Below are 26,112 nucleotides of genomic sequence, written 5' to 3'. Positions count from 1 at the left end.
CGTCACATCAGTCTCAGGCCGAACTACCGGACCGATCGCCGATCAGGCCAGACGCTGCTTGAGACCTTCGAGCTCGTCGCGCAGCGAGGTCGGCAGCTTCGGGCCGATGAACTCGAAGAGCTCCTCGATCGACGGGATCTCCTCGCGCCACTCGTCGGCCTTGAACGCCAGCGCCTCGGCGACGTCCTCGGCGGGCACGTCGAGACCGGACACGTCGATGTCCTCCGGCTTGGCGACGATGCCGATCGGCGTCTCGATGCCCTCGGCCTCACCCTCGATGCGGCCGATGATCCACTTCAGCACGCGGCTGTTCTCGCCGAATCCGGGCCACAGGAAGCGCTTGTCGTCGCCACGGCGGAACCAGTTGACGTAGAACACCTTCGGCAGCTTGGACTCGTCGGCGTTCTTGCCGATGTTGACCCAGTGCTGCAGGTAGTCGCCGACGTGGTAGCCCATGAACGGCAGCATCGCCATCGGGTCGCGACGCACGGTGCCGACCTTGCCCTCCGCCGCGGCGGTCTGCTCGGAGCCGACGGTGGCGCCCATGAAGACGCCGGTCTGCCAGTCGCGGGCCTCGGTCACCAGCGGGACGGTGGTCTTGCGGCGGCCACCGAACAGGATCGCCGAGATCGGCACACCCTTCGGGTCGTCCCACTCGTCGGCCAGCGACGGGCACTGCGAGATCGGGGTGCAGTAGCGCGAATTCGGGTGTGCGGCCTTGTGACCGGACTCCGGAGTCCAGTCGTTGCCGAGCCAGTCGGTGAGGTGCGCAGGCGTGGGCCCGTCGATGTCCTCCCACCAGATGTCGCCGTCGTCGGTGCGAGCGACGTTGGTGTACAAGGTATTTCCGGCCTCGATGGTCTTCATCGCGTTCGGGTTCGAGTCGTAGCTGGTGCCGGGCGCGACGCCGAAGAAACCGAACTCCGGGTTGATCGCGTAGAGACGGCCGTCCTCGCCGAAGCGCATCCAGGCGATGTCGTCGCCGACGGTCTCGGCCTTCCAGCCCGGGATGGTGGGCTGCAGCATCGCGAGATTCGTCTTGCCACAGGCACTCGGGAACGCCGCGGCGACGTAGTAGACCTTGTTCGCCGGGCTGGTGAGCTTGAGGATGAGCATGTGCTCGGCCATCCAGCCCTCGTCGCGGGCGATGACCGAGGCGATGCGCAGGGCGTAGCACTTCTTGCCGAGCAGGGCGTTGCCGCCGTAACCCGAACCGTAGGACCAGATCTCGCGGGTCTCGGGGAAGTGGGTGATGTACTTCTCGGTGTTGCACGGCCACGGCACGTCGGCCTGGCCGGGCTCGAGCGGCGCACCCACCGAGTGCAGTGCCTTCACGAAGAAGCCGTCGTCGCCGAGGATCTCGAGGACGCGCGGACCGACGCGGGTCATGATCTTCATGGACAGGACGACGTACTCGGAGTCGGTGATCTCGACGCCCAGCTTCGGGTCATCCGAGTCCAGCGGGCCCATGCAGAACGGGATGACGAACATGGTGCGGCCGCGCATCGAGCCGCGGTACAGCTCGGTCATGGTGGCGCGCATCTCGGCGGGCTCGACCCAGTTGTTGGTCGGACCGGCGTCCTCTTCGGACTCCGAGCAGATGTAGGTCCGCGACTCGACGCGGGCGACATCGGCGGGGTCGGAGCTGGCGAGGAAGGAGTTCGGCTTCTTCTCCTCGTTGAGCTTCACGAGGGTGCCGGCCTTCACCAGATCGTCGGTGAGGCGTTCCCACTCCTCGTCGCTGCCGTCGGACCACACGACCCGATCGGGCTGCGTCAGTTCCGCGATCTCGGCGATCCAGGCCAACAGACCCTGATGGTTGGTCGGCGCGCTGCTCGGGTCCAGTCCGGGAATGGTGGCTGCGGTCATCGTTGGGGCCTCCTGGCGAGCGTGTGACCTGCTGGAATGGTCACCGGTCAGTCGTCTAGGTGTCCAGGATACGTGTACCGAGCGGGCGCTAGGTGTGGGGGTCGGCGACTGCGGCTTATCCCACACTCAGGCGATATGGGACCAAAGTCCCTGGAAGACGGCCGTCGGCCTGCTCAGCCGATACGCCCCGAGCCGCCGGGAATCCACTCGCCGGTCTCCGGGTCGAGCACGGCCGAGCTGAAGCCGCCGTCGGCGCCGATCTCGGTGATCTTGTCGACCTGGCCGTCCCGGTCGCTGTCGGTGTACACGGTGAACCCGTCCGGACCGTTTCGCGTGAGGGAGTCGTTGACCCCGTCGTTGTCGGTGTCGACCTCCGCCGGGCCGAGATCCCAGATGCGGCCGTCCTCGTGCATCCACAGGTGGTCGTCGAGGTCGTCGGCGGCCGATTCCGCATGGACCGCGGCGACCGAGTCGACGTGCGGCTCGAACCCGGGGCCGGTGCCGGGCAGGTCGGCGGTCTCGAACGACCCGCCCGACAGCGCCCCCGCGTCGGGTCGGCCGCTGTCGCGCGGATCGGCCCCTGCGTGGTCGCCGTCGAAGATCGAATCCATCTCGTTCACCTTGTCCCGTCCTCGCCGGAGCCGGCCTGATCGTTCGTGCTCGGGTCGTTCTCGTCCGTGTCATCCGCCCACAGCTGTTCGGAGCGGGCGAGGAGTTCGCGGTGCACGGCTTCCGCGCGGTCGCGGCGAACACGCACGTCCTGGTTCGCCGTGCCGCTGCGCAGCCTCCGGATCTCGTCGTCGATCTGCGCGACCTGCTCGCTCGTCCGCCGGGCTCGGCGTTCGTGGGCCCGGGCGATCTGCCCCGCGATCCGGGTCTCGGCCGCGGCGAACCGCAGTCCGAGCTGGTGGTCGAGTGCGGCGCGGGCGACGGTGAGCCGCTCGGTGCTGCGGCCCGTGCGGTCGGCGCGATCCAGCGCACCACGCCGGACGCGGATCACCCAGACCGCGACGCCGATCCCCAGCAACAGGGTCAGCGGCATGCTGATCCACTGCAGGGTCTGCACCGACGCCATCGGCGCGACGACGAGACGCCCCACGCCCAATCCGGTCGAGGCGCCGATGATGACGAGCAGCGCGTCCTCCGCACCTCCGCGCCGCCGCCGGTTGCCCGGCCCGTCGACGGGCAACGGGGTCTCCGGCCACGGCTCCTGCGGAGACGGTTCGGGGTCGAGCCCGACGAGCGAGGTGGCCGCGACCTCGTCGATGCGCTCGTCGGCGTCCCGGCGGATTCCGTCGGCGAGGTCGGCCCACCGACTGCGCAGCCACGACTGGTGCTCGGCGCCGGTCCCCGGCGCGGCGTCGGCGACCAGCGCCGCGAGCCCGCGGACTCGAGACTGCAGTTCGGCCGAGGACTGCGCGCGGGCTCGGGTCAGGCCGGCGCGCACGGCCGCGAGTCGATCGACCCGACCGCGATCCCGCGACGACACCAGCCGGCGCCGCGTACTCATCAGCTCGTCCAGCGCGCCGGATGTGTCGGTGTCGGTTCCGGCGTCGGTGTCGTCCAACAGATGTTCGACGGCCCCGGCTCCCGCAGCGAGGCGGGCCCGCTCGATGCGCACCGCGGCGGGGGCCTCGAGCGCCTCACGTATCCAGCCGACCAGTGCGTCGACCCCGGACTCCTCGACGGCGCCGCCCAGCGAAGCGGCCGCCGACACCCCGAACAGCGGCATCGTCCCGAACGGATCGAGGGTCTTGCGATGGGCACGGACGATGCGGGGCCATTCCCAGAAGGCGTCGATCTTGGTGCACACCAGCGCGACGGTCCCGACCGTCCCACGCACCCGCTCGACGAGGTGGAGTTCCTCGTCACCCACCGACGACGACGGGTCGACGACGACCAGCGCGACGCCCGGCTGGCTTCCGACCTCCAGGGCCCGGGCGTGGGTTTCGAGATCGGGGGCCAGTTCCCGCACGGCGTCGACGAGTGTGCGCACTCCGACGCCGTCGGTCCCGACGACCAGGACCCCGGAGCCGGTACCGACGGCCGCGGCGTCGAATCCGGTCAGTTCCCGCGCTGCCTCGAGAACCCGCGTACTCATCCGGCACCTCCGGCCGCGAGCAGACGTTCGGCGTTCTCCCGATCGCAGCCCCGGGCCGCGGCACGTTCGAGCTCGGCGCGGATCTCGACCTCGCGCCAGAAGCGGACGCGGCCCACGCGGTCACCGAACGCCGCGCCGAGCTGCGTAACCCCGCTTCGGGCGTGAAGAGCACGGTTGAGCGCATCCGCGTCGGCCGCCTCTTCTGATTCCTCCGCGATCAGCCGCAGCGCGGTGCCGATGCCGAACGCGTCGATCCGGCGCAGCAGTCCTTGCCGCAGCAACCGCTCCTCCGACTCGGGCGCACCGGCGAGGAACCGGCCGGCCATCGACGGCATCTCGGCCCGCTCGGCGGCCAGCCGGGTGAGGGCGGCGAACTCCGCGGCGCCGAGGTCGGCACACGCGAGCAGCTGGGAGACGGCGTGCACGGGAAGGCCCAGCTGCGTCGAGCATCGCCTGGCGACATCGACGGCGGCTTCCCAGTCCGGGTGGGTGTCGGCCTTGCCGAGGACGACGACCACGCGGTCGGCGGGCAGCGAGCTCAGCAGTTCGTGGTCGGCGCGGCGCGGCGGCCCGGCCAGGACGTGCAGCCAGAGGTCGGCGGCGGGTGCGTCCTCGCCCAGACCGGTCACGGTCGGCGCGAGTCGCTCCCGCAGGGCGCGCGCCATCGTGTCGCGCCCGACGCCCGGCCGGCCGACCACCTGCACATGTAGAGGACGCAGAAAGCGCTGTCCGGCCGCGGAGAGGACCGGGACCAGCGGCGACGACGGCTCGACGAGGTCGGCGAGTCCGCCCTGCTCAGCGGCCGCCGAAAGCGGATCCCGGGGCGGCCGCCACCCGGGTGGCGGGTTCGTCGTCGTGCGCACGTTCGCCCCCACGTCTCAACAGCCCTTCCCCACCCGACACCCCGCGTGTTCCGCGGCTGGCCCGAGACTAATCCGGATTGACCCCGATGGGCTTCCGGACCTCCACATCCCCGCCGACAGCGCGTTCTGTCCCCACGAATCCCCGACCGCTCGACGGACACGATCACCCGCGACTTCGCGGACAGGCCACGATGCGCAACGATGGACGGGTGAACAACAGCGCTGACAGGTCACGGTTGTACCCCCGCGTGACGAGCTTCCGATTCCGCCGGGGGACCTTGACGACCGGACAGCAACGCAACTGGGAGACCCTCTGGCCCGTCCTGGGCCGCGACCTCGAGATCGGTCCGGAGCGCATTCCCGAACCCCAGCTCGACCTGGACGCCATGTTCGGCCGGGACAACCCGAAGGTGCTGGAGATCGGCAGCGGCACCGGCATCTCGACCGCCGCGATGGCCGAGGCCGAACCCGACGTCGACGTGGTGGCGGTCGAGGTCTACAAGCCGGGACTGGCCCAGCTGCTCGGTCTCGTCGACCGCAACGGGTTGACCAACGTGCGCCTGATCCGCGGCGACGCGTCGATCGTCCTGCGGGAACTGATCCCGTCGTCGAGCCTCACCGGCGTCCGGCTGTTCTTCCCCGACCCCTGGCCGAAGTCGCGTCACCACAAGCGCCGGTTCGTCCAGACGGGCACACTGGAGCTGATCGCCGACCGTCTCGTCCCCGGGGGCGTGCTGCACATCGCCACCGACCACGCGGGTTATGCCGAGTGGATCGCCGAGAAGCTCGCCACCCAGGACGCCGACCGCCCCCACGTCGTTCAGCTCACCCGCGAGTCCCCGATCCTGCTGGAGCGGCCGACGACGAAGTTCGAGGGTCGTGCGGAACGAGAGGGCCGGTACGTCAGCGAGTTCGTGTACACGCGGCCCATCCCGCCGGCTTCCGCGTCCGGCGACACCCTCGACGGGAGCCCGGCATGACCGACCAGACCACCCCGGCCGGAACAACCGGCGGATTCGCGGACACCATCGCGGGCCAGACCGGCACACGCCGGATGCTGCTGGTCTGGGACGCACCCAACATGGACATGGGCCTCGGCGCCCTCCTCGGCGGCCGTCCGACCGCCGCACATCGCCCTCGATTCGACGCCTTGGGCCGCTGGCTGCTGCAACGCACGGCAGATGTGTCGGCTCTCACGGAGAACGGCGGCGGCGTCGAGCCCGAGGCGACCGTCTTCACCAACATCGCCCCAGGTAGTGCCGATGTTGTGCGTCCCTGGGTGGATGCCCTGCGTAACGTCGGTTTTGCGGTTTTCGCCAAGCCGAAGCTGTCGGAGGACAGCGATGTGGACTCCGACATGCTCGACCACATCGAACTTCGCAGGCACACTGTGGGACTAGCCGGCGTGATCGTGGCGTCCGCCGACGGCCAGGCGTTCCGCGAGCCGCTCCTCGAAGTGGCCGGCGACGGAGTGCCCGTCACCGTCATCGGATTCCGCGAACACGCCAGTTGGGCCCTCACCACCGAGGAACTGGAGTTCATCGACCTCGAGGACATCCCGGGCGTGTTCCGGGAGCCCCTGCCCCGCATCGGGCTGGACTCGCTCCCGGACGAAGGCGCCTGGCTCACACCGTTCCGGCCGCTCAGCGCACTACTGCGCTGACCGGCGTATGGTGCCTGGTCGCAGGACGCCGAGGTGCTCACTGAGGGCGTCACCGACCCCGACACCTCAGGGATCACTCAGGCAACACTGTCAAGATCTCACGAAGAACTGACAGAATCGCGACCGGCACCGTTCACCTCCGGCACGGCGCCCCGTCCGAGCGCATCGACGGCCCGACACCCCCGATCGCGGCCGGCGCCCGACACGTCGCACACGAAAGGACATCAGCGTGTTCCGAGTAATCGGCACATTCGTGTATCGAATGCGCTTCCTCGTCATCGCGGTGATGATCGCACTGATGGCGGGACTCGGACTATACGGTCTCGACCTCAGCAAGCATCTGAGTCAGAGCGGTTGGTTCGACCCCACGTCGGAATCCGATCTCGGTGCCCGCTACGCCGACAAGGCACTGGGACGCGATCACACGTCTGATGTCATCCTCCTGGTCACACCACCGGAGGGCACGACGGTCGACGACCCGGCCTTCGGCAAGAAGGTGGAGACCTTCGTCGAAGACCTCATCGCGACCCACCCCGACATCGTCGGGCGCAGCGACCCCGGCCTCTACGACCCGTTCCTCGTCCAGCCCGCCCAGAGCGCGGTCCAGGAGCGACTCTTCACCCCCGACAAACGCCAGGCCTTCATCAGCATCGGCGTCGCGGGCGACGACGACACGTCGGTACTGGAGAACTACAACACCATCGAACCGTTCTTCGACGACATCGCCGAACGCTTCGACATCCCCGGCGCCACCTTCGAACTCGCCGGTCTGCAACCCGTCGCCGGGTCGATGGCCGACGGCATGGACAAGGACATCAAGCGCGCCGAGGTGATCGCGCTGCCGGTCGTCGCACTCATGCTGTTCTTCGTCTTCGGCGGCGTCATCGCGGCGTGTCTGCCGGTCCTCATCGGCGGCCTGACGATCGCGGGCTCGCTGGGCATCATGAAGATGCTCGCCCTGACCACCGAACTCAACATCTTCGCGCAGTCGGTGGTCACGCTCATCGGTCTGGGCATCGCCATCGACTACGGCCTGTTCATCGTGTCGCGGTTCCGAGAGGAACTCGGCGAGGGCTACTCCACGAAGGCGGCGGTCCGAAGAACCGTGATGACCGCAGGTCAGACGGTGGTCTTCTCGGCGACGATCATCGTCGCCGCCCTGGCCTGCCTGCTGATCATGCCGCAGGGATTCCTCAAGTCGGTGGCCTACGGCGCCATCGCATCGGTCTCCCTCGCCGCGATCCTGTCGATCACCGTGTTGCCGGCGATCCTGGGCATCCTCGGACCGCGGGTCAACATGCTGTCGATCAGTTCGATCCTCAAGTACACGGCGATCCCGCTGGTCCGACGCTTCTCGACCGAGGAACGCGCCGTCGCGCTGGAGAACCGGTTCTCCGGCCGGATGAAGACCAGCCAGGAAGTCGAGAACGGCTTCTGGGGACGCCTGGCCACGTGGGTGATGAAGAACCCGCTGAAGACGGCCATCCCGACGGTGCTCCTCCTCCTCGCCCTGACGGTCCCGTTCGGCAGCATCCAGTTCGGCGGCATCAGCGAGAAGTTCCTGCCGCCGGACAACTCCGCACGCGTCGCCCAGGAGAAGTTCGACGAGTACTTCCCCAGCGAGCGCACCGAAGCGGTCAAGCTCGTCATCGTCTACGACGAGACGAACCAGGAAGACCAGAACAAGCTCGAGGCCATCGCCCGTCAGGCCGACGAGGTCCCGGGTTTCACCAACAAGTTCAGTGACCCCGACAAGGCCGGCTTCGGTTCCTACGACGCCGAGCGGTACCCGAACGTGGGCGTCTACCAGGTCTCGGCCGGCCTGGTCGACCGCACCCAGGCGGCGAAGGCGATCGACCAGCTCCGGGCGATCGACACGCAGGGCCTCACCATGTACGTGACGGGGACCCCGGCGCTCACCCAGGATTCGATCGACGCGCTGATGAACCGGTTGCCGCTGATGGCGATCATGCTGGTCCTCATCACCGGCCTGTTGATGTTCCTGCAGTTCGGATCGCTGGTCCTGCCGATCAAGGCGGCGTTGATGACCGCTCTCGGTCTCGGCGCGACGCTGGGCATCCTCACCTGGATCTTCGTCGACGGCCACGGCGCGGGACTCGCGAACTTCACCCCGGGTCCGCTGTTCGCGGCGATCCTGGTCCTGATCATCGCGATCATCTTCGGTCTCTCCACCGATTACGAGGTGTTCCTGCTCTCCAGAATGGTCGAGGCCAGACAACGGGGAGCCAGCACCACCGAGTCCATCCGGAGCGGCATCGCCCACACCGGCGGCATCATCACCGCGGCGGCGGCCATCCTGGTCGTGGTGACGGGCGCATTCAGCCTGTCCGACATCGTGATGATGAAGTACATCGCCTACGGCATGATCGCGGCGCTCATCCTCGACGCCACCGTGATCCGCATGCTGCTCGTGCCGTCGGTGATGAAGCTGCTCGGTGATGACTGCTGGTGGGCACCTCGCTGGATGCAGACCGTGCAGCGCAAGATCGGTCTCGGCGAGGCCGTGCTCGAGGACGAGCCCGACGAGCAGCGCGACTCCAGCGCGGCACGCAAGATGAGTGCGGGCACGCTGGTCGCGGAGGCCCCGACCTCGGTCATGGCCGCGGCCCGGCCGCGCACCGCCCCCGCCGGAGCCGTACCCGCTCGCCGCGGGGCCCCGGGACCGGATGGTCGCCGGACCGTCCCTCCGCGTCCCGCACCCGGAGCGCCCCAGCCCCAGCCCCAGGGCAATGCACCCCAGCCGAATGCTCCGATGACCAACGCGCCGCTGGCGAAGACACGGCAGCCCGGTCCGCCCGTCCGCAACGGCGGCCCCGGTCCGGTCCCGTCGGCACCCGTGCCCGGTGATGTCCCCGGTCGTGCGGTTCCCGGCCGTGTCGGTCCGTCGGCACCGCCCACCGCACAGCCGTCCGGCCTCCAGGCCGAGGCACCCCGCCCCGAGCGTCGCCCGACGGCGCCGTACCGACGGTCGACGCTGCCCAAGAGCGACCGCCCGGACACCGGTGGGTGGACCCTCGGCGAGGGTGGCATCCGTCTCGGCGATCCCGCTCCTCGCGGCGACCGCTCGACGAGCACCACTCCCCCGCCGGCGCCGCCGGTCCGTACACCTGCACCGACCGACGCACCTGCGCGTGACGCGGGTTCGCGGTCCCCGCTGGGTCGACGCCCGAGCCTCGACGACGCGGGTCGCCGACCACTGGCCGCTTCCGTGTCGCCGGAGAACTCGACACCGACGACCCGGGGTCGCCGGACGTCGGGGCCGTCTCCGATGGAGCGGGGACTGAGTCCGGACGCCACCCCGGCGGCCACGCCCCGTCCGGGAACCGGCCCCGTCCCGCCGTCCGGGGAGGCCGACTCGGGCCGTCGCCGCCCCCGGACCGACCGGCACGCCCGCTCGGCCGAGACCGGTGACGACGCCCAGATCAGCGTGCAGGAGCTGCTGAAGCGCAGTCGCTCCGAAAAATGAGCACCGAGAAGTGATCGCCGACGGCCGGCGGGGGTTCGCCCCCGCCGGCCGTTCTCGTTATGGATCCGGTGTCGGCGTGGATCAAACGCGGATTGGTCAGGACTGGACATTGCCCCGATGTGACTGTGCCCACACCGCACGCATGATGTCTTCCAGCCCACCAACGCTGGAGGTACAGCCCGCATGGACTCTTCGACCTGGACGTCTCCGGAGCACCGTCGCAGTGTGCTCTGGATCGTCACCCTCGCCGCCGTCGCGATCGTCTTCGACGGCTACGACCTCGTCGTCTACGGCACGGTCCTGCCCACGCTGCTCGAGGACCCGGGACAACTGGGCAGTCTCACCCCGGCCACCGCCGGCGCTCTCGGTTCCTACGCCCTCGTCGGCGTGATGATCGGCGCCCTGGCGGCCGGAGCGTTCGGCGACCGGGTCGGCCGGCGCCGGATGATGTTGTTCAACATCGTGTGGTTCTCGGTCGGCATGGCGTTCACCGCGCTCGCGACCGACCTCGTCTCGTTCGGAATCCTGCGCTGTCTCACCGGTATCGGCATCGGCGGCCTGGTCGCGACCGCGGGGGCGATGGTCGCCGAGTTCGCGCCGACCTCCAAGCGAAACCTGTTCAACGCCATCGTCTACAGCGGGGTCCCGGCGGGCGGTGTCCTCGCCTCGGTGCTGGCGATGCTGCTCGCCGATCACATCGGGTGGCGCGGTCTGTTCTGGATCGGAGCACTGCCCCTCGTCACGCTCCTTCCGCTGGCGGTGCTCAAGATGCCCGAGTCCCCGCAGTGGCTCGCGGCACGCGGACGGTACGAAGAGGCCCGTCGGATCGGTGCGCACACCGGTATTCCCGTGGATCTGCGCGCACGCCATCTCTGCATCGCGCCGGAATCCGTGCCCGCGAAACTCGGCTTCGCCGCCCTCGCCACACGCCGATTCGCTGTTCCCACAATGCTTCTGGGAATGATGAGCTTCGTCGGACTGCTCTTGACCTACGGCCTGAACACCTGGCTTCCGCAGATCATGAAGGCGAACGGATTCGATGCGAAGGGATCGCTGTCGTTCCTGCTGGTCCTCAACGGCGGCGCCATCGTCGGCGGCCTGATCGCCGCCCGGTTCGCCGATCGCCGCGGCCCGCAGCAGGTGGTCGCGACATCGTTCTGCCTGGCCACCTTTGCGCTCGTGTGCCTGACCTTCGGTCTGCCGCTGCCGATCCTGCTCGCCGCTGTCGCGGTCGCCGGCACGGGCACCATCGGAACCCAGGTGCTGATCTACGGTTTCGTGTCGAACTTCTATCCGACCGAGGCCCGCGGCGCGGGTGTCGCCTGGTGTGCCGGCTTCGGCCGCCTGGGTGGGATCGTCGGTCCGGCCGTCGGCGGTCTGCTGATCGGCGCCGGGATCTCGTCGGGCACGGCGTTCTACCTGTTTGCCGGCATCGCGCTGGCCGGCGCGGCGGCCACGCTGCTGGTGGTCACACCGAGGGAGGCGCCGCCGACGCCGGTCCTGCCGACCGCGCTCGCTGCCACCGAATAGTCGCCAGGCACAACAGGTTCGACGGACGGTCTGGACGAGGACTCAGTCCTCCTCCAGGCCGTGCTCGATGACGTAGCGGGTCAGCTCCACCCGATTGCCCAACTGCAGTTTACGGAGCGTGGCCTGGACGTGGTTCTCGACCGTGCGGTGGCTGAGGGACAATCGCCGGGCGATCTGTTTGGCGCTCAACCCTTTCGCCACGAGTCGTAGAACCTCGGTCTCCCGCTCGGTCAGGACCGGCGTCGCCGGGGAGGCATCCGGCTGCTGCGACATCCGGCGGTACTCGCCGAGGACGAGGCCGGCGAGTCCGGGTGTGAAGACCGCCTGTCCGTCGGCGGTCGCACGGACCGCGGACACCAGCTCCTCGCGTGATGACGACTTCACGAGATATCCACTCGCCCCGGCCTTCACGGCCTCGAGAACGTCGTCGCGCTCCCCGGAGGCCGACAGCACGAGGATGCGGGTGCGCGGCGAGACCTCGAGCACCTCCGCGGTCGCATCGGCGCCGGAGCCGTCGGGGAGTTGCATGTCCATCAGCACGACGTCCGGCGTGACCGCGGCGGCACGTCGGCCCGCACTGGCCACCCCGTCGGCGGTGGCGACCACGTCGAAGCCCTCGTCGGCGAGATCTCGGGCGACCGCGTCGCGCCAGATCGGGTGATCGTCGACGACCATGATCCGCAGCCGTCCGGCCTCACCGTCCACCATGCGCCCACCCTCCGATTCGACCGTGCCCATCCGTCTCTCCCATCAGCCCCGCCGACCCTCGGTCCTACCGGCCCAACTGCCGCGGAACGGTGAACTCCCACTCGGTCCCGCCACCGGGTTCGGTGTCGAGGACGACCCTGCCACCCAGCGACTCGATCCGTCCGACAATGGATTTCGCGACACCGAGACGGCCTTGCGACACCGCTTGCGCCAACCGGCCCTCACCGATCCCGACGCCGTCGTCGCGCACACTCACCACCACGTCGTCCCCGAGATCCTCCACCAGGATGTAGGCTCGCGCTCCGGGACCCGCGTGGTGGTGGGTGTTGTCGAGGGCGTTGACCACCGCGGCGCGGATCTCCTGCCCGATGTGAGCCGGTACCGGAACGGGGTCGGCGGGTGCGCTCACCGAGACCCGGTCGTCGGCGAAGACCCGCAGGGCGGCCGCGAGGTCGACGTCGGCGGTTCCTCCTGCGCCGTCGAGCACGGATTCCGGGCTCGCGTCGCCGTCGGAGATCAATCGGCGCAGAGCCCGTTCCTGTTCGGCGGCGAGCGAAGCCAGTTCTGCGGTGGGCCCGCCGATCTCACGTCCGCGCCGGGCGATGAGTGCGAGCACCTGTAACACTCCGTCGTGCACCTCGCGCGACAGGCGTTCGCGTTCCTCGGCTGCCGCCGCGATTCGTGCTGCCGCCGAGAGCTTCTCATGGGAGCGCCGGGCATTCGCCGCGGCCAGCCCCACTGCCATACCGGTCGCGACGATCACGATGATCGTGGCGTTGCGTCCGAAGTTCAGGTTCAGCTCGCCCTTGACGAACGTGCTCGTCCCGCCGACGACGAGTCCGGCGACGATCCCGCCGACCGGTCCCGCCAGGATCGCCACCGAGATGACCGCGTTGGTGGCCCACAGCGTCGTCGGCCAGGTCTGGTTGTTCCACGCCCAATCGGCGTCGGCGACATACGAGGTGGACAGCATCAGGCCGCAGACTACGACGACCTCGACGCTCACCCAGTAGCGGTTGCGGGCGAAGCCGATGAAGTACCCGACGCCGCTGACCGCCGTCCAGACGGTCAGCAGACCGAAGAGCGCCCACGCGACGGCCCGATGTTCCAGGTCGTCGTTGATCGCCAGCTGGAAGCCGAGCGCGTAGAGATAGGACAGGAGCCGGAAGATCTGCGCACCACGCCATAGTGGGCCGACCGGATCGACGTCGGCGGCGCGGGCCAACCGGCCCGCCTCGGTGTCCCGCATCTGCGCGACCCACCGCGCCGACGGCTGCGCGCTCATGACGTCCCGGGGTCCTGCGGTTTCGACTCGGGCTCGGCCGATTTCGGGGTCTCTCCGTCCGCCGTCGTCCCGCCTTCGGCCAGCACGTCCGCGGTCGCATCGGGATCGGCGGTGTCCCACACGGGTTCACTGGGTTCGGCGACGTACCCGCCGGTGACCGCCTCGGAAGCGGCGTGGGCAGCCGAGGTGCCCTTCAGGTGCCGAATTGCGGTGTTGAGGAAGGCGATCAGCGGCACCGCCAGCAAGCCGCCGATGATCCCCGCCGAGACCAGGCCCGCGGCGATGCCCAGGACCACCGCGACCGGATGCAACCGGACCGAACGGCCCAGCAGGAACGGCTGCAACACATGGCTTTCGAGCTGCATCACGCCGACCACGATCGCGAGGGCCACCACGGCCGCGATCCAGCCCTGGGTGATCAGGGCGACCAGCACCGCCAGCGAACCACTCAACAGCGCACCGACGATCGGGATGAATGCGCCGAGGAACACCAGCGACGCCAGCGGAAGCGCAAGCGGCACCTGCAGGATGGCCAGGCCGACACCGATACCGCAGGCGTCGACGAAGGCCACGGCGACCGTGGCCCGCACGTAGCCGACGAGCGTCCCGAAGCCGGCGATTCCGGCGTGCCACACCCGGTCACGACTTCCGGCGGGCACGATGCCGGTCGAGAACCGCCAGATCTGGCCGCCGCCGTAGAGGAAGAAGATGAGGAGGAAGAGGGTGAGCAGAGCACCGGTGATGATCTCGCTCGCCGTGGTGGCGGTCGCGAGCGCACCGCTGGTGACCCGGTCCTGGTTGTGCTGCAGGAAGTCGAGGATGTCGGTGCCCGCGTTGCGAACCTGCTCGGGGTCGAGATCGAGCGGCCCCTCGATCAACCACGACTTGGTGCGTTCCACGGTGGCGCTGACCTCTTCGACCAACTGCGGGACGCCGCGCATGAACTCGCGCACCACGAAGGTCATGACCCCGGCGATGAAGCCCAGGGCCAGGAGGATGTTGAGGAGCACCGCCAGCGATCGCGGCACCCCGCGACGGTCGAGGGCGTCGACCGCGGGCACGAGCATCGCCGCCACGAGGATCGCCAGCGCGACCGGGACCAGGACCTCTTCGAACTCCACGAACAGCTTCGCGGCGACGTAAGCGGTGACGAGGAGCAGGAGCAGTCGCCACGCCCATTCCGCGGCGGCCCGCACCTGCGGGTGGACCCTGGCACGGTCGAGGGACGCGAGGTCGGGGGCAACGGACGGCCGACCGGCCGGTTCGGCTTCGCTCACGAGAGCAACAGTAGACAGTGGAGTCACCCGACGGTGGTGGACATGCTGGAGTACACCCTGGCCTAGGGTGTCACCTATGTCGGAGGATGTTGGCTCGCCGGGGGACGTGACCGCCCGCCCCGCCTCCCGTCCCCGCTTCTGGTGGGTGCGCTGGGTCCTCCTTGCCGTCGTCCTGGTGATCCTCGGTGTCGAGATCGTGCTGATCTGGCCCGAGTTGAAGAAGGCGTGGCTGCGCATCGGCGAGATCAAATGGCACTGGGTGTTCGCCTGCGTCGTGGCCGCGATGCTGTCGATGGACAGCTTTGCTCAGGTCCAGCGTGCGCTGTTGCGCTCGGCCGGCGTCCGGGTGACGCAATGGAAGTCGCTCTCGGTCATCCTCGCCGCCAACTCGCTGAGCCAGACGATGCCGGGCGGCCAGGTGCTCGCCCCGGCCTTCACCTACCGCGAGACCCGCAAGTGGGGCGCGACCCCGGTCGTCGCGTCGTGGCAGGTCGTGATGTCGGGTCTGCTCGCGGGTGTCGGACTCGCGGTTCTCGGCTTCGGCGGCGCACTGCTCGCCGGCGCCAAGACCAGCCCGTTCTCGGTCGTCTTCTCGGTGGCCGGGCTGCTCGCCGTCGCCGTCGTCCTGCAGTACCTCGCGAGCCATCCCGAATCGTTGAAGAGCACCGGCATCCGGGTGCTGGGGTGGACCAACCAGATCCGCAACAAGCCCGACGATCACGGCACCGAGAAGCTCCTCGAGTTGCTGGAACAGCTCCGGGCGGTCCAGCTCACCAAGCGCGACACCTCAATCGCTTTCGGTTGGAGCCTGTTCAACTGGGTCGCCGACGTCGCCTGTCTGATGTTCGCCTGCTGGGCCGTCGACGCACATCCGAGCATCGCGGGACTGATGGTCGCCTACGCGGCGGGCAAGGCCGTCGGTACCGCGATCCCGCTGCTCCCGGGCGGTATCGGGGTCGTCGACGCCGTGCTGGTCCCGGCCCTCACCAGTGCCGGGATGCCCGCCGCCGACGCGATCACCGCCGTCCTGATCTACCGCATCATCAGCTACGTGTTCGTCGCGGCGGTCGGCTGGGTCGTCATCGCGCTCATGTTCCGCAACCGGATCAGGCGCGACGACACCTTCATCGACGCGGTGGAGCGCGACGTCGACGCGGCCGCGCGCGAGGACTCCTCCGGTACGGAACCCGGTCAAGGGTCCGACACTGATCCGCCGCCGGACCCGGTACGGTAATCCACCATGTCGATCCCGAACCCCGCCGAGGAGGGGACCTCGCCGGTGCGGGGGACCGCGACCGGACCGGTCGCCGCCCTGTTCGACGCGGTGGCCATCACGATCTTCGTGGTGATCGGCCGGGCCAGCCACGAAGAGGGGTACGCACCGGCCGCCTTCCTGCACACGCTGTGGCCGTTCCTGGTCGGATGTGCGGCCGGCTGGTCGATCACCTACGTGTACGCCCACGTGCGGTCCAGCGACTTCTTCGGCCACGACTTCCGGCCCGACCGCGTCGTGCCGGTCGGGATCGTCATCTGGTTCTGCACGGTGACCGTCGCGATGATCCTGCGGTTCATCCTCAGCCAGGGTGTGGCGGTCAGCTTCGTCATCGTCGCGACCGTGACGCTGGCGCTGTTCCTGCTCGGGTGGCGCGCGGTCTTCGCCTACCTGGGCCGCCGCGCCGCCACCCGCTGACCCCTCGCCGGCGTCTCGGACTGCCGGTGTTCGCGCCTACTTGATGGTGAAGTACTTCTGCGCCACCTGGAGCGCAGCGGTGCCCGACTTCGGCCCCTCGGTGTAGATCACGACGACCTGACCGCCCTGGACACCGACGAACCAGCCGGGGCCTTCCGGGCCGTTGGTCCCGACGAGCGCCTTCAAGCCGGGTGCACGGGTGAGGTCGCTGGCGTCTCCGGTGGCCGCGGTGGTGGTCATCGCCTTCAGGATCGGACCGACGAGCGCGGGGTCGAGGCCGCCGAGCTCACCACCGGCGACCTTGGTGGGCACGTTCTTCAGGACGAACGGCGCCACCGATGACGGCTGTCCCGCCGCGGCGCGTGCCAGTGCGACGCCGAACGCACCCATGTTGGTCATCGACATGTTGGTCTGGCCCGGGCGGTAGCCGATGGTCGCGATCCCGGGCTGGCCCGGCGTGGGAACACTGGCCCCCGGCACAGTGAACTGGACACCGAGACCGAGGCGGTCGAGCAACGTCTCCGCCTTCTCGGGTTGCGGCCCGGCGATGCGCCCGACCTCGTCGAAGACCGGGTTCAGCGTCGAGCCGACCGGGTAGGCCCGATCGATCTCGATGCCACGCTCGACCGCATAGGTGTTCTGCGCCATGCCCAGGATGGCGCCACTCTGCGCGTCGAGGGTCAGGATCGTGGCCGGCTGCCCCACCTCGACCGCAGCGTCGCCGAGGGTCAGCTGCACACCCTGATCGACGGTCGACAACACATCCGGTCCGGGCGGCCCCTGTTCACCGGCGAGGCGGCGCGGCCGGAGGCCCGGGTTGACCATCTCGACCTGCCAGCCGGCCGTGGCATCGCGGATCGCCTGCCAGTAGTTGGTCAGGCCGTCCTCGAGCGGCGACGACAACCGACGGTCGGCCATCACGAGTTTGTCCGTGCGGTTGACGCTCACACCGGGCACCCGCCCGGGGTCGCCGGCGAGAACCTGCATGTCGGGATCGCGCAGCGTGACGGCGATGACCGGCTTACCCGGCGTCTCGGCCAGCTTCTCGCCGATGACCGCGGGGGTGATCAGCGGCGCGATCGGCGCGATCACGCCGGCCAGCGCTCGCGTCGTGGCCGCCAGATCGCGGGTTTGTGCAGGGTCGATGACGATTTCGTTGACCGGCTGGAGGTACATGAAGACCTTGCCTGACCAGCTGCGCACCGACGGCGCGGGTGTCGCGTCGGTGCGGATCTCGCGGAGGTGGCCGCCGGCACCGAGGCCGGGATGCAGGACCGCCGGATCCCAGGTGACCTTCCACCCGGACGACAGCTTCCGCGCGGTTCCCTCGCTGTTCGCCTCGTAGACGCGCCCCTTGTCCCAGTTCCACTTGGTGGTCAGGGCGAAGGTCGCGGTGCCGTCGCTGTACTCGACGGGTTTCTCGATGTCGACGTCGATCCGTTGTGCCGACATCTCTTTCAGCGTCGTGGTCAGACTCTCACCGGCTTGACCAGGGGCCGTCGTGAACTGCGCGGCACCGCCGGCGTCCTGGCGGCTCAGCGCGGTGGCGAAAGCGTCGATGGCGGCGGCGGCACCGGTGTTGGACGTTCCGGTGAGCGAACAGGAGCTCACGACGACGGCACAGGCGACCGCGGCACAAGCGGCGGACGTTGCGCGCTTGACCCAGATCTTCATGACGACAATTTTCACTCTTGTAACACTCGAAATCGACGCTCCCAGCTTCCAGTCGGGAATCAAGCCGGTCACGAACGCGTCTCGTCCCGCAATCTTCGCGCCACAGCTGACGGCCGGGGGTGGTTCCGTTCACGAAACCGCGGCAAACCGGACCCCGGCCCGAGTCGACCGACTGCGATGATGGACCCATGGCTTTCACGGTGATCCCCGGCGACGATCGTATGGTCACGACGACCGACTGGCTCACTTCGCGGCACGGGTTCTCCTTCGGCGACCACTACGATCCCGACAACACCCATTTCGGCGCCCTCCTCGCGTTCAACGACGAGGAGGTGGCACCCGGCGAGGGTTTCGACCTCCACCACCATCAGGAGAGCGAGATCGTCACCTGGGTGGTGTCCGGGTCGCTCGTGCATCGGGATTCGGCCGGGCACGCGGGCGTGCTCTATCCGGGTCTGGTGCAACGGATGAGCGCCGGGACCGGGGTCGAACACTCCGAGCGCAACGACGCGTGGCCGAACCTGCCCGGTTCGGGAACCCAGCCGGTGCACTACGTCCAGATGTGGTTGATGCCTGACCGCCACGGCCTCGAGCCGTCCTACGACCAGGCCGACGTCGCCGATCGGTTGGGCGCCGGCGAGCTGGTCCCCGTCGCTTCCGGTGACCCCGGCCGCGGGGCCGCGATCTCGATCGCCAACGCCGGCGCCACCCTCTTTGCCGCTCGGCTGAGCCCCGGCGGGACGGTCGAACTCCCGACTGCCCGCTTCACACACCTGTTCGTTGTCGAGGGCCAGGCAGAGGCCACCGTCGAGGGGGAATCCGCCGCCTTGAACGCCGGGGACGCCGTGCGCGCCGTCGACGCCGAACTGATGTCGATCACCTCCGGCGCCGGCGCCGAGATCCTCGTCTGGTCGATGGCGACAGGGCTCGGGGGTTCCTCCGCCGGCTGAGTGGGCGAGGAGCTTGCGACGAGCCGTGTCGAAGCCCTGTCCTACTCCGTCCGCGACAGCGCGTGCAGATCCTTCGCCGTCGGCGACTTCTCAACGGTGTCCGGGTCGGGGTAGGTCCGGAGCAACCGGTCGGCGGTCCCGGCGGTGGTGACCGTGAACCAGTAGTGCTCGTTGCGGTAGTGGTGGAACCGGTGGTTGCGCCAGAGTCGGCGGTAGAACGCGTGTCGCGGCCGGTAGTCGGAGTGGATCAGGTAGTGCGTCCACTCGTAGACCAGGCCGATCGCCGGAAGTACGACGAGGAACGTGAGTCCCCGCTCGACGCTGGTGAAGACCAGCAGTCCGACGACGAGCGCGGCGACGATCACGACGATCAGCACCTGCCATGGGATGAAGATGAGCGGGATGTTGCGGGGGTTGTGATGATGCTCCCGGTGTTTGCGCGAGACGAGCGGATCGATGGCGATCGGCCCCAGCCGCTTGGGGCGCCAATGCAGGACGAACACGTGGATCAGCCACTCCACCAGCGGGAAGCTCGCGACCATGACGACGGGGACGATCAGGTCGGCGAGACCCCAGCCGCCCAACCACACTCGTGCCACCAGCGCGGCGACGAGGAAAGCCGCCATGATCCACGGCGACGGGTGCCTGAGGAACTCGGCGAAGGCGTCGCGCAACGACATCGAGTGCCGCGATCGCATGCGTCGTTCCTCGGCGGCCACCTGTCGGCGTGCCCGGATGTCGATCTCGTCGGCGGACATCAGTGTCCCTCCCCCTGTTTGGTGTCGATTTTCTGGTCGGTCTCGGCGTTCTCGAGTGCCTCGCACACTGCGAGCAGAGTCGCCGTCGCGGGTTCGAGCAGAGCTCTGGCCGCGACCTCGGCCCGTTCGGGTTCGTGCGCGGCGATGGTGTCGACGAGCGCCCGGTAGCCCTCGATGTTCCCGACCTCGGGTTCCAGGACCCCGGCGAGAGCGGGGACAGCGGGCTCGTAGGCGGCGCGCAGCGAGTTGTACATGAGCCGGAAGGCGATCGAGTCGCCCGCGTCTACAACGGCGCTCCAGAACTCGAGGGCGGCGACCTGCTGGCCGATCGGGTCCGACTCGGCGGCGAGATGATCGAGGACCGCTCTGATCGCGACGAGATCGTTGTCGGTGGCACGCCGCGCCGCGAGGCGGGCGACCTCCGGTCCGACGGCGGCACGCGCCTCGATGATCGACCGCGCGACGCCGGGCACGAGCGCCCCGCCGCGGAGGAGCAGCCTCGGCAGCAGGTCGAGTCCGCCCGTGCGGGCGATGTCCTGGATGCGCGCGCCGTCGCCCTGGCGGATGGTGACCAGGCCGGCCGCTGCGACTCGCTTGAGAGCCTCGCGCACCGTCGGCCGGGAGACCCCCAGCATCCGCGCCAGTTCCCGCTCGCTGGGGAGCGCCTCGCCGGCAGCCAGATCGCCGGACAGCACGCCTTCGACGATCTGGTCGAAGACGATCTCGGGTGCGCTCTGCTGGGTCACCGGCTCGAAGGGCATACGTGTGACGGTAACCACGCTCGGTCAGGTGGTCAAGTGGTCAGACCAATCTCCTCGGCCGGAAGCGCGACCTGCACGTGGCCGCGTTGTCTCCACGTCGCGAATCCGTGATGAAGTCGCGATTCTGCGAGGTCAGCGCAGCTGATCGAGGAGCCGCAGCCACACCTCGCTGACCGTCGGATACGACGGGACCGCGTGCCACAACCGCGCCAGCGGAACCTCTCCGACGATCGCGACCGTCGCCGAGTGCACGAGTTCACCGGTCTGCGGTCCGACGAAGGTCGCGCCGAGGAGGACATCCCGCGTCGCGTCGACGACCACGGACGCGTACCCCGAGTAGTCCGGCCCCAGCAGATACGACCCGGCCACCGAGATCTCACCCTCGGCGACCCGCACGTCGATCCCGGCGTCGGCGGCCTGCTCCCGGGTCAGCCCGACCGACGAGATCTCCGGTCGGGTGAACACCACCTGCGGCACCGCGGCATGGTCGGAACCGGCGACGTACCTGATGTCGTCGAGTTCCCGGCCCTCGGCCCGCGCGGCGATGACGTCACCGGCGACCCGCGCCTGATACTTACCCATGTGGGTCAGCGCATTGCGGCCGTTGACATCTCCGACCGAGTAGAGCCAGGGGTGGCCCGGCACGGTGAGGTGATCGTCGACCCCCAGCGGCCCCTCGGCCGTCAGTCCGAGCGCGTCGAGACCCACATCGGTTGTCGCCGGCGACCGTCCGGCCGCAACCAGGATCTCGTCGACGGTGAGCTCACCCGCACCGTCGCCGGTGAGCCGGACGACCGCCGGGCCGCCGTGCAGTCGCCCGTATCCCGAGCCAGTGGCATCGGGCCGGTCGACCGCCTCGATCGTCGTCCCGAAGCGGAGGTCGGCGCCGCGCGCCCGCAGCGCGTCGGCAACCCGTTCTCCGGCAAAGGGTTCCATCCGTGGCAGCAGCCGGTCCCCGCGGATCGCCATCACGAGGCCGCGCACGCCGAGGTCGAGCAGCCACGTCGCGGCCTCGCAGGCCACGACCCCGCCGCCGAGCACCACCACCCGCTCCGGGATCTCGAGGATGTTGGTCGCGTCGCGCGACGTCCACGGCAGCGCCTCGCGCAGTCCCGGGATCGGCGGGACGGAGGCGGTGCTTCCGGTGGCGATGACCACCGCCTCGCGCGCGGTCAGCAGTTGGTCACCGACTCGGACCTGCTTCTCGCCGACGAGCCGGCCATGGCCGCGGATCACCTCGATACCGGCACCGTTGGCCCACCGCACCTGACCGGCGTCGTCGTGCGTCGCCCCGCCCCGATGTGCCGAGCTGTCGTCCAGCCGGCCGGTGACCGTGTCGCGCCACTCGAGCACGCCGGAGGGTTCCGGGTTCGACGCCGACGCCCGTTCCCGGGATCCGCCCAGCGATCGCGCCTCGCCGAGAGCGTTCCCGGGGCCGAGCAGCGCCTTGGACGGCATGCACGCCCAGTAGGAGCACTCCCCGCCCAGCAGTTCGTGTTCGACGATCGCGGCGGTGCGATCGCTGCCCCGTATCGCATAGTCTGCGGCGTTCTCGCCCACCGGCCCGCCGCCGATCACGACGACGTCGTAGCTGGTTTCTCCCACCATGGATCCACCGTAGGGACCTGCGCGGGACCTCGCGCGATTTCGCCGGTACCGAACGCTGCTGACGGATCGCCCATCCGGTGACAGGATGGAGCGCGTGACTGCTTCGAATACCGATCTCAAGTCCGGACTCGACCTCGAGTGGGTCGACGATTCCGTCCGCATCCAGGACGATCTGTTCGCCCACGTCAACGGCAAGTGGTTGGAGTCGCACGTCATCCCCGACGACCGTTCCGTCGACGGAGCGTTCCACGTGCTGCGCGACAACTCCGAGGAGAACGTCCGCGACATCATCACCGAGTGTGCGAAGTCGAGCCCCGCGAGCGGCTCCGACGCACAGAAGATCGGCGACCTCTACGCGTCGTTCATGGACACCGACCACATCGAGGCGCTCGGCATCGGCCCGATCACCGGCGAGCTCGAGAAGATCGCCGCCATCGACTCGGTGGACGCACTCGCCCGGCGCATCGGCCGGCTCCAGCGTCACGGCGCCGGCGGACTGTTCGGCTACTACGTCGACACCGACGCCAAGAAGTCCGACCGCTATCTGGTGCACGTCACCCAGTCCGGGCTCGGCTTGCCCGACGAGTCGTACTACCGTGAGGACAAGCACGCGGAGACCCGCACCGCCTACATGGCGCATGTGGAGCGGATGTTCGCCCTCGCCGGGTTCGACGATGCGGCCACCCGCGCCGGCACCATCCTCGACCTCGAGACCGCCATCGCGGCCGAGCACTGGGACGTGGTGAAGCGCCGCGACGCCGAACTCACCTACAACCTGATGACGCTGGACGAATTCTCATCCGCCGCAGGCGGTTTCCCGATCGGCGAGTGGTTGGGCGGCCTGGGCACCACTGGTGATCCGACCTTCGCCGAGGTCGTCGTCGCCCAACCCTCGTTCGTGTCCGGGGCGTCGGCACTCATCGCCTCGCGTCCGCTGGACGAGTGGAAGACCTGGCTGACGTGGCGCCTCCTCCGCTCCGCGGCGTCGTACCTGTCGTCGGACTTCGTCGACGAGAACTTCGATTTCTACGGCCGCACGCTGACCGGCGCGGAGACCATCCGCGACCGCTGGAAGCGCGGCGTCGGGTTCGTCGAGGGCGCGATGGGCTTCGCGGTCGGCAAACTCTATGTGGCCAAACACTTCCCGCCGGAGGCCAAGGCCCGGATGGACGAGTTGATCGCCAACCTGGTGAAGGCTTATCGCCGCAACATCTCCGAACTCCCGTGGATGACCCCGGACACCCGGGAGAAGGCCCTCGCGAAACTCGAGAAGTTCACCCCGAAGATCGGCTACCCGGCCAAGTGGCGCGACTACAGCGCACTGAGCGTCGACCGTGGCGATCTCATCGGGAACGTCGCGCGCGCATCGTCGTTCGAGCAGGACCGCGAGTTCGCCAAGATCGGCGGACCGGTCGATCACGACGAATGGTTCATGACCCCGCAGACGGTCAACGCCTACTACAACCCGGGCATGAACGAGATCGTCTTCCCCGCGGCCATCCTGCAGCCGCCGTTCTTCGATCCCGAGGCCGACGACGCGGTCAACTACGGCGGCATCGGCGCGGTCATCGGCCACGAGATCGGCCACGGGTTCGACGACCAGGGCGCGAAGTACGACGGCGACGGAAACCTCGTCGACTGGTGGACGGACCTCGACCGCACCGAGTTCTCCTCCCGCACACGTAAACTCATCGATCAGTACGGCGAGTTCACCCCGACGGGCCTCGACCCGGAGCACAAGGTCAACGGCGACTTCACCATCGGTGAGAACATCGGCGACCTCGGCGGGCTGTCGATCGCGCTGGTTGCCTATGAGATCGCCACTGAAGGCACCGAACCCCCGGTGATCGACGGGCTGACGGGTACGCAGCGAGTCTTCTTCAGCTGGGCGCAGATCTGGCGCACCAAGACCCGCGACGCCGAGGCGATCCGCCGCCTGTCCATCGATCCGCATTCGCCGCCGGAGTTCCGCTGCAACGGCGTCGTGCGCAACATGGACGCGTTCTACGAGGCCTTCGACGTGAAGCCCGGCGACGACCTGTATCTCGAACAAGAGCAGCGGGTTCGGATCTGGTGAGCGAGGCATCCGGCGCCGGCGGCCCGCACGACGGCGTCCCGCCGCCGGCACCGGGGTCGCGGGATGCCCTCGTCCTGGCGAAGGGCCGCGAGCTGACGGTCGCGCTCCTCCGGCCCATCGGCGCCGCCGTCGTGCTGCTGGCCGGGTACTTTCTGCTGCCGATCAACAAGAACAGCGACCTCAACGTCCTCGGCATGCTGCTCGGCGCGACCCTGCTCGTGTCGTTCTGCGTCTGGGAGGTCCGCAGGTTCGCCCGGTCGGTCCATCCGATCGCGACCGCGATGGAGATGTTGGTCGCCCTGGCGACCTTTTATGTCGTCGCCTTCGCCGCCACGTACTACCTGTTCTCCGAATACGATTCGGGCAGCTTCAACGAGTACCTCACCCGCGTGGACGCCCTGTATTTCTGCCTGACGGTGTTCACCACGACGGGCTTCGGCGACATCGCCGCGGATTCACAGGGCGCCCGGGTAGCGGTGTCGATCCAGATGGCCAGCACCCTGGTGCTCCTCGGCCTGGGGTTGCGATTCCTCAACCTGCTGATCAATCAGCGACGCCAGGCCACCGCGGGGTGACCTGGCGTCGTCGATTCGCGTGTCGTCGGAGCGATCAGTAGTCGTCTTCCCCGTAGACGATCATGCCGCGAATGTTGTTGCCCGCCAGCATGTCGTCGTAGGCCTCGTTGATCTGGTCGAGCCGGTAGGTGTTGGTCACCAGGTCGTCGAGGTTGAGTTTGCCCGCGCGGTATTCGTTGAGCAGGGCCGGGACCTGGGTCCGCGGGCTCGCGCCGCCGAAGATCGCACCCTGCACCCGCTTCTGCATGAGCGTGAGGTCGAACAGGTTCATCTGGGCGTCCATCGCCTGGAAGTTGCCCATACCCACGACGACGACCTGTCCACCCTTGCCGGTGAGGGCCAGAGCGGGCGCGATCATCGAGCCGTCGATCTCACCGACGGTGAGGATGGTGGTGTTGGCCATCTTGCCCCAGGTGATGTCACCGATCGCCTCGAGTGCCGCCTCCATCGACGGGAAGGTGTGTGTCGCACCGAGTTTCTCGGCCATCTGCAGCTTGAACGGCACCGGGTCGACGGCGATCACATGCCGGGCACCGGCGGCGGCCGCACCCTGGATCGCGTTGATGCCGACACCGCCGATGCCGACGACGATCACGGTGTCGCCGGCGTGGGTGCCACCGATCTCGACCGCCGAACCCCAACCGGTCGCCACACCGCATCCGAGGAGTGCCGCGGCCTGGAGCGGGATGTCGTCCTCGATCTTCACCACCGATGCCTGGTTGACGGTGATGTACGGCGCGAAGGTGCCGAGCATGCACATCTGCACGAGCGGGAGCCCGTCGTGCGTGTGCGCGCGGTTCGTGTCGTCGGAAATCGCGAGGCCGGTCAGCAGACGCGCACCCTCGTCGCAGATGTTCTGCTGGCCCCGCGAACAGGGTTCGCAGGTGCCGCACGCCGGGATGAACGCGGTGACGACGTGGTCGCCTTCCTTGAAGTTCGAGACGCCCGGGCCGACCTTGGTCACCACACCGGCACCTTCGTGACCTCCCAGCACCGGCATCGGTGCCGGACTGTCACCGGTGCGGAGGTGATGATCGCTGTGGCAGAGACCCGAGCTGACGAGCTTCACCTGGACTTCGCCTGCCACCGGGTCGCCGAGCTCGAATTCCTCGATCTGCCACTTCTCACCCGGATTCCGGAGAACTGCACCCTTGGTCTTCACATGTACTCCTCGCTCGTGCCGCCCCGAGACAGGGCGTCAGATATCGCCGTCTACTTATGCGACGTAGCTCACAT

Annotated in this window: 21 protein-coding genes; 9 read left to right on the top strand and 12 right to left on the bottom strand. The window is 68.8% G+C overall.

What is annotated here, in order from left to right; translation table 11 throughout:
- Positions 1-42 precede the first annotated feature (42 nt).
- The 4 genes from C5O27_RS06255 to C5O27_RS06240 all read right to left on the bottom strand — a co-directional run bounded on the left by C5O27_RS06255 (position 43) and on the right by C5O27_RS06240 (position 4,833).
- Entirely contained in the window at positions 43-1,869 is a 1,827-nt protein-coding gene (locus tag C5O27_RS06255) for a phosphoenolpyruvate carboxykinase (GTP) (protein ID WP_127962206.1), read from the bottom strand.
- A gap of 173 nt (positions 1,870-2,042) precedes the next feature.
- Positions 2,043-2,489 carry a DUF6802 family protein gene (locus C5O27_RS06250; RefSeq protein ID WP_006357093.1) on the bottom strand — a complete coding sequence of 149 codons (447 nt, stop codon included), beginning with the start codon at positions 2,487-2,489 and terminating at the stop codon, positions 2,043-2,045.
- Positions 2,486-3,970 (bottom strand): ERA-like protein 1, encoded by a 1,485-nt coding sequence (locus tag C5O27_RS06245; RefSeq protein WP_127962205.1) that lies wholly within the window; start codon positions 3,968-3,970, stop codon positions 2,486-2,488. Before C5O27_RS06245 ends, C5O27_RS06250 begins: the two co-directional genes overlap by 4 nt.
- Complete coding sequence (locus C5O27_RS06240) at positions 3,967-4,833, bottom strand: hypothetical protein (RefSeq protein WP_244216601.1); 867 nt, start codon at positions 4,831-4,833, stop codon at positions 3,967-3,969. The genes C5O27_RS06245 and C5O27_RS06240 overlap by 4 nt, the downstream gene beginning before the upstream one ends.
- Positions 4,834-5,024: 191 nt before the next feature.
- Here C5O27_RS06240 and trmB point away from each other — a divergent pair, with 191 nt between their 5' ends.
- The 4 genes from trmB (at position 5,025) to C5O27_RS06220 (ending at position 11,513) form a co-directional block, all read left to right on the top strand.
- Positions 5,025-5,813: a tRNA (guanosine(46)-N7)-methyltransferase TrmB gene (gene trmB, locus C5O27_RS06235; RefSeq protein WP_006357090.1), complete on the top strand. Its 789-nt coding sequence runs from the start codon at positions 5,025-5,027 to the stop codon at positions 5,811-5,813.
- Positions 5,810-6,496: an NYN domain-containing protein gene (locus C5O27_RS06230; RefSeq protein ID WP_127962203.1), complete on the top strand. Its 687-nt coding sequence runs from the start codon at positions 5,810-5,812 to the stop codon at positions 6,494-6,496. The genes trmB and C5O27_RS06230 overlap by 4 nt, the downstream gene beginning before the upstream one ends.
- A 229-nt stretch (positions 6,497-6,725) precedes the next feature.
- Positions 6,726-9,983 (top strand): MMPL family transporter, encoded by a 3,258-nt coding sequence (locus tag C5O27_RS06225; RefSeq protein WP_127962202.1) that lies wholly within the window; start codon positions 6,726-6,728, stop codon positions 9,981-9,983.
- Positions 9,984-10,166: 183 nt separating this feature from the next.
- Complete coding sequence (locus C5O27_RS06220) at positions 10,167-11,513, top strand: MFS transporter (RefSeq protein WP_127962201.1); 1,347 nt, start codon at positions 10,167-10,169, stop codon at positions 11,511-11,513.
- Positions 11,514-11,555: 42 nt separating this feature from the next.
- Here the strand turns inward: C5O27_RS06220 and C5O27_RS06215 are convergent, their stop codons facing one another.
- From C5O27_RS06215 to C5O27_RS06205, 3 genes are read right to left on the bottom strand one after another with little or no spacing between them, the layout of a single operon-like run.
- Entirely contained in the window at positions 11,556-12,251 is a 696-nt protein-coding gene (locus tag C5O27_RS06215; RefSeq protein WP_006357086.1) for a response regulator, read from the bottom strand.
- Between the two features lie 34 nt (positions 12,252-12,285).
- Positions 12,286-13,506: a MacS family sensor histidine kinase gene (gene macS / locus C5O27_RS06210; RefSeq protein ID WP_127962200.1), complete on the bottom strand. Its 1,221-nt coding sequence runs from the start codon at positions 13,504-13,506 to the stop codon at positions 12,286-12,288.
- Positions 13,503-14,783, bottom strand: a complete 1,281-nt coding sequence (locus C5O27_RS06205) for an AI-2E family transporter (RefSeq protein WP_127962199.1) — start codon at positions 14,781-14,783, stop codon at positions 13,503-13,505. The genes macS and C5O27_RS06205 overlap by 4 nt, the downstream gene beginning before the upstream one ends.
- Positions 14,784-14,859: 76 nt before the next feature.
- Between C5O27_RS06205 and C5O27_RS06200 the strand changes: the two genes are divergently transcribed.
- Both C5O27_RS06200 and C5O27_RS06195 read left to right on the top strand, forming a co-directional pair.
- A complete protein-coding gene (locus tag C5O27_RS06200; protein WP_127962198.1) occupies positions 14,860-16,017 on the top strand; it encodes a lysylphosphatidylglycerol synthase transmembrane domain-containing protein in 1,158 nt (385 codons plus the stop codon).
- A 6-nt stretch (positions 16,018-16,023) separates the two neighbouring features.
- Positions 16,024-16,473 (top strand): DUF3054 domain-containing protein, encoded by a 450-nt coding sequence (locus tag C5O27_RS06195; RefSeq protein ID WP_006357082.1) that lies wholly within the window; start codon positions 16,024-16,026, stop codon positions 16,471-16,473.
- Positions 16,474-16,509: 36 nt separating this feature from the next.
- Here the strand turns inward: C5O27_RS06195 and C5O27_RS06190 are convergent, their stop codons facing one another.
- Positions 16,510-18,147 carry an NTF2-like N-terminal transpeptidase domain-containing protein gene (locus tag C5O27_RS06190; protein WP_035753751.1) on the bottom strand — a complete coding sequence of 546 codons (1,638 nt, stop codon included), beginning with the start codon at positions 18,145-18,147 and terminating at the stop codon, positions 16,510-16,512.
- A gap of 188 nt (positions 18,148-18,335) precedes the next feature.
- On the opposite strand from C5O27_RS06190, the gene C5O27_RS06185 reads away from it, so the two are divergent.
- Positions 18,336-19,097 (top strand): pirin family protein, encoded by a 762-nt coding sequence (locus C5O27_RS06185; protein ID WP_127962197.1) that lies wholly within the window; start codon positions 18,336-18,338, stop codon positions 19,095-19,097.
- Positions 19,098-19,138: 41 nt separating this feature from the next.
- Here C5O27_RS06185 and C5O27_RS06180 read toward each other — a convergent pair whose 3' ends face one another.
- The 3 genes from C5O27_RS06180 to C5O27_RS06170 form a co-directional block, all read right to left on the bottom strand.
- Positions 19,139-19,855 (bottom strand): sterol desaturase family protein, encoded by a 717-nt coding sequence (locus C5O27_RS06180; protein WP_127962196.1) that lies wholly within the window; start codon positions 19,853-19,855, stop codon positions 19,139-19,141.
- Positions 19,855-20,616, bottom strand: a complete 762-nt coding sequence (locus C5O27_RS06175; RefSeq protein WP_127962195.1) for a FadR/GntR family transcriptional regulator — start codon at positions 20,614-20,616, stop codon at positions 19,855-19,857. The genes C5O27_RS06180 and C5O27_RS06175 overlap by 1 nt, the downstream gene beginning before the upstream one ends.
- Positions 20,617-20,748: 132 nt before the next feature.
- Entirely contained in the window at positions 20,749-22,224 is a 1,476-nt protein-coding gene (locus C5O27_RS06170) for a dihydrolipoyl dehydrogenase family protein (protein WP_006357077.1), read from the bottom strand.
- An 85-nt stretch (positions 22,225-22,309) separates the two neighbouring features.
- Here C5O27_RS06170 and C5O27_RS06165 point away from each other — a divergent pair, with 85 nt between their 5' ends.
- On the top strand, positions 22,310-24,301 hold the full coding sequence (locus C5O27_RS06165) for a M13 family metallopeptidase (RefSeq protein ID WP_127962194.1): 1,992 nt from the start codon (positions 22,310-22,312) through the stop codon (positions 24,299-24,301).
- Positions 24,298-24,876: a potassium channel family protein gene (locus C5O27_RS06160; RefSeq protein ID WP_127962193.1), complete on the top strand. Its 579-nt coding sequence runs from the start codon at positions 24,298-24,300 to the stop codon at positions 24,874-24,876. Before C5O27_RS06165 ends, C5O27_RS06160 begins: the two co-directional genes overlap by 4 nt.
- Positions 24,877-24,910: 34 nt before the next feature.
- On the opposite strand, the gene C5O27_RS06155 is transcribed toward C5O27_RS06160, so the two are convergent.
- Complete coding sequence (locus tag C5O27_RS06155) at positions 24,911-26,038, bottom strand: NDMA-dependent alcohol dehydrogenase (protein WP_006357074.1); 1,128 nt, start codon at positions 26,036-26,038, stop codon at positions 24,911-24,913.
- Between the last annotated feature and the right edge of the window lie 74 nt (positions 26,039-26,112).

Origin of the sequence: Gordonia alkanivorans (assembly GCF_004011905.1) — a bacterium.
Lineage (GTDB): Bacteria > Actinomycetota > Actinomycetes > Mycobacteriales > Mycobacteriaceae > Gordonia > Gordonia alkanivorans.
The sequence above is the reverse complement of the archived record's forward strand: the minus strand, read 5'-3'. Positions and strand labels throughout refer to the sequence as shown.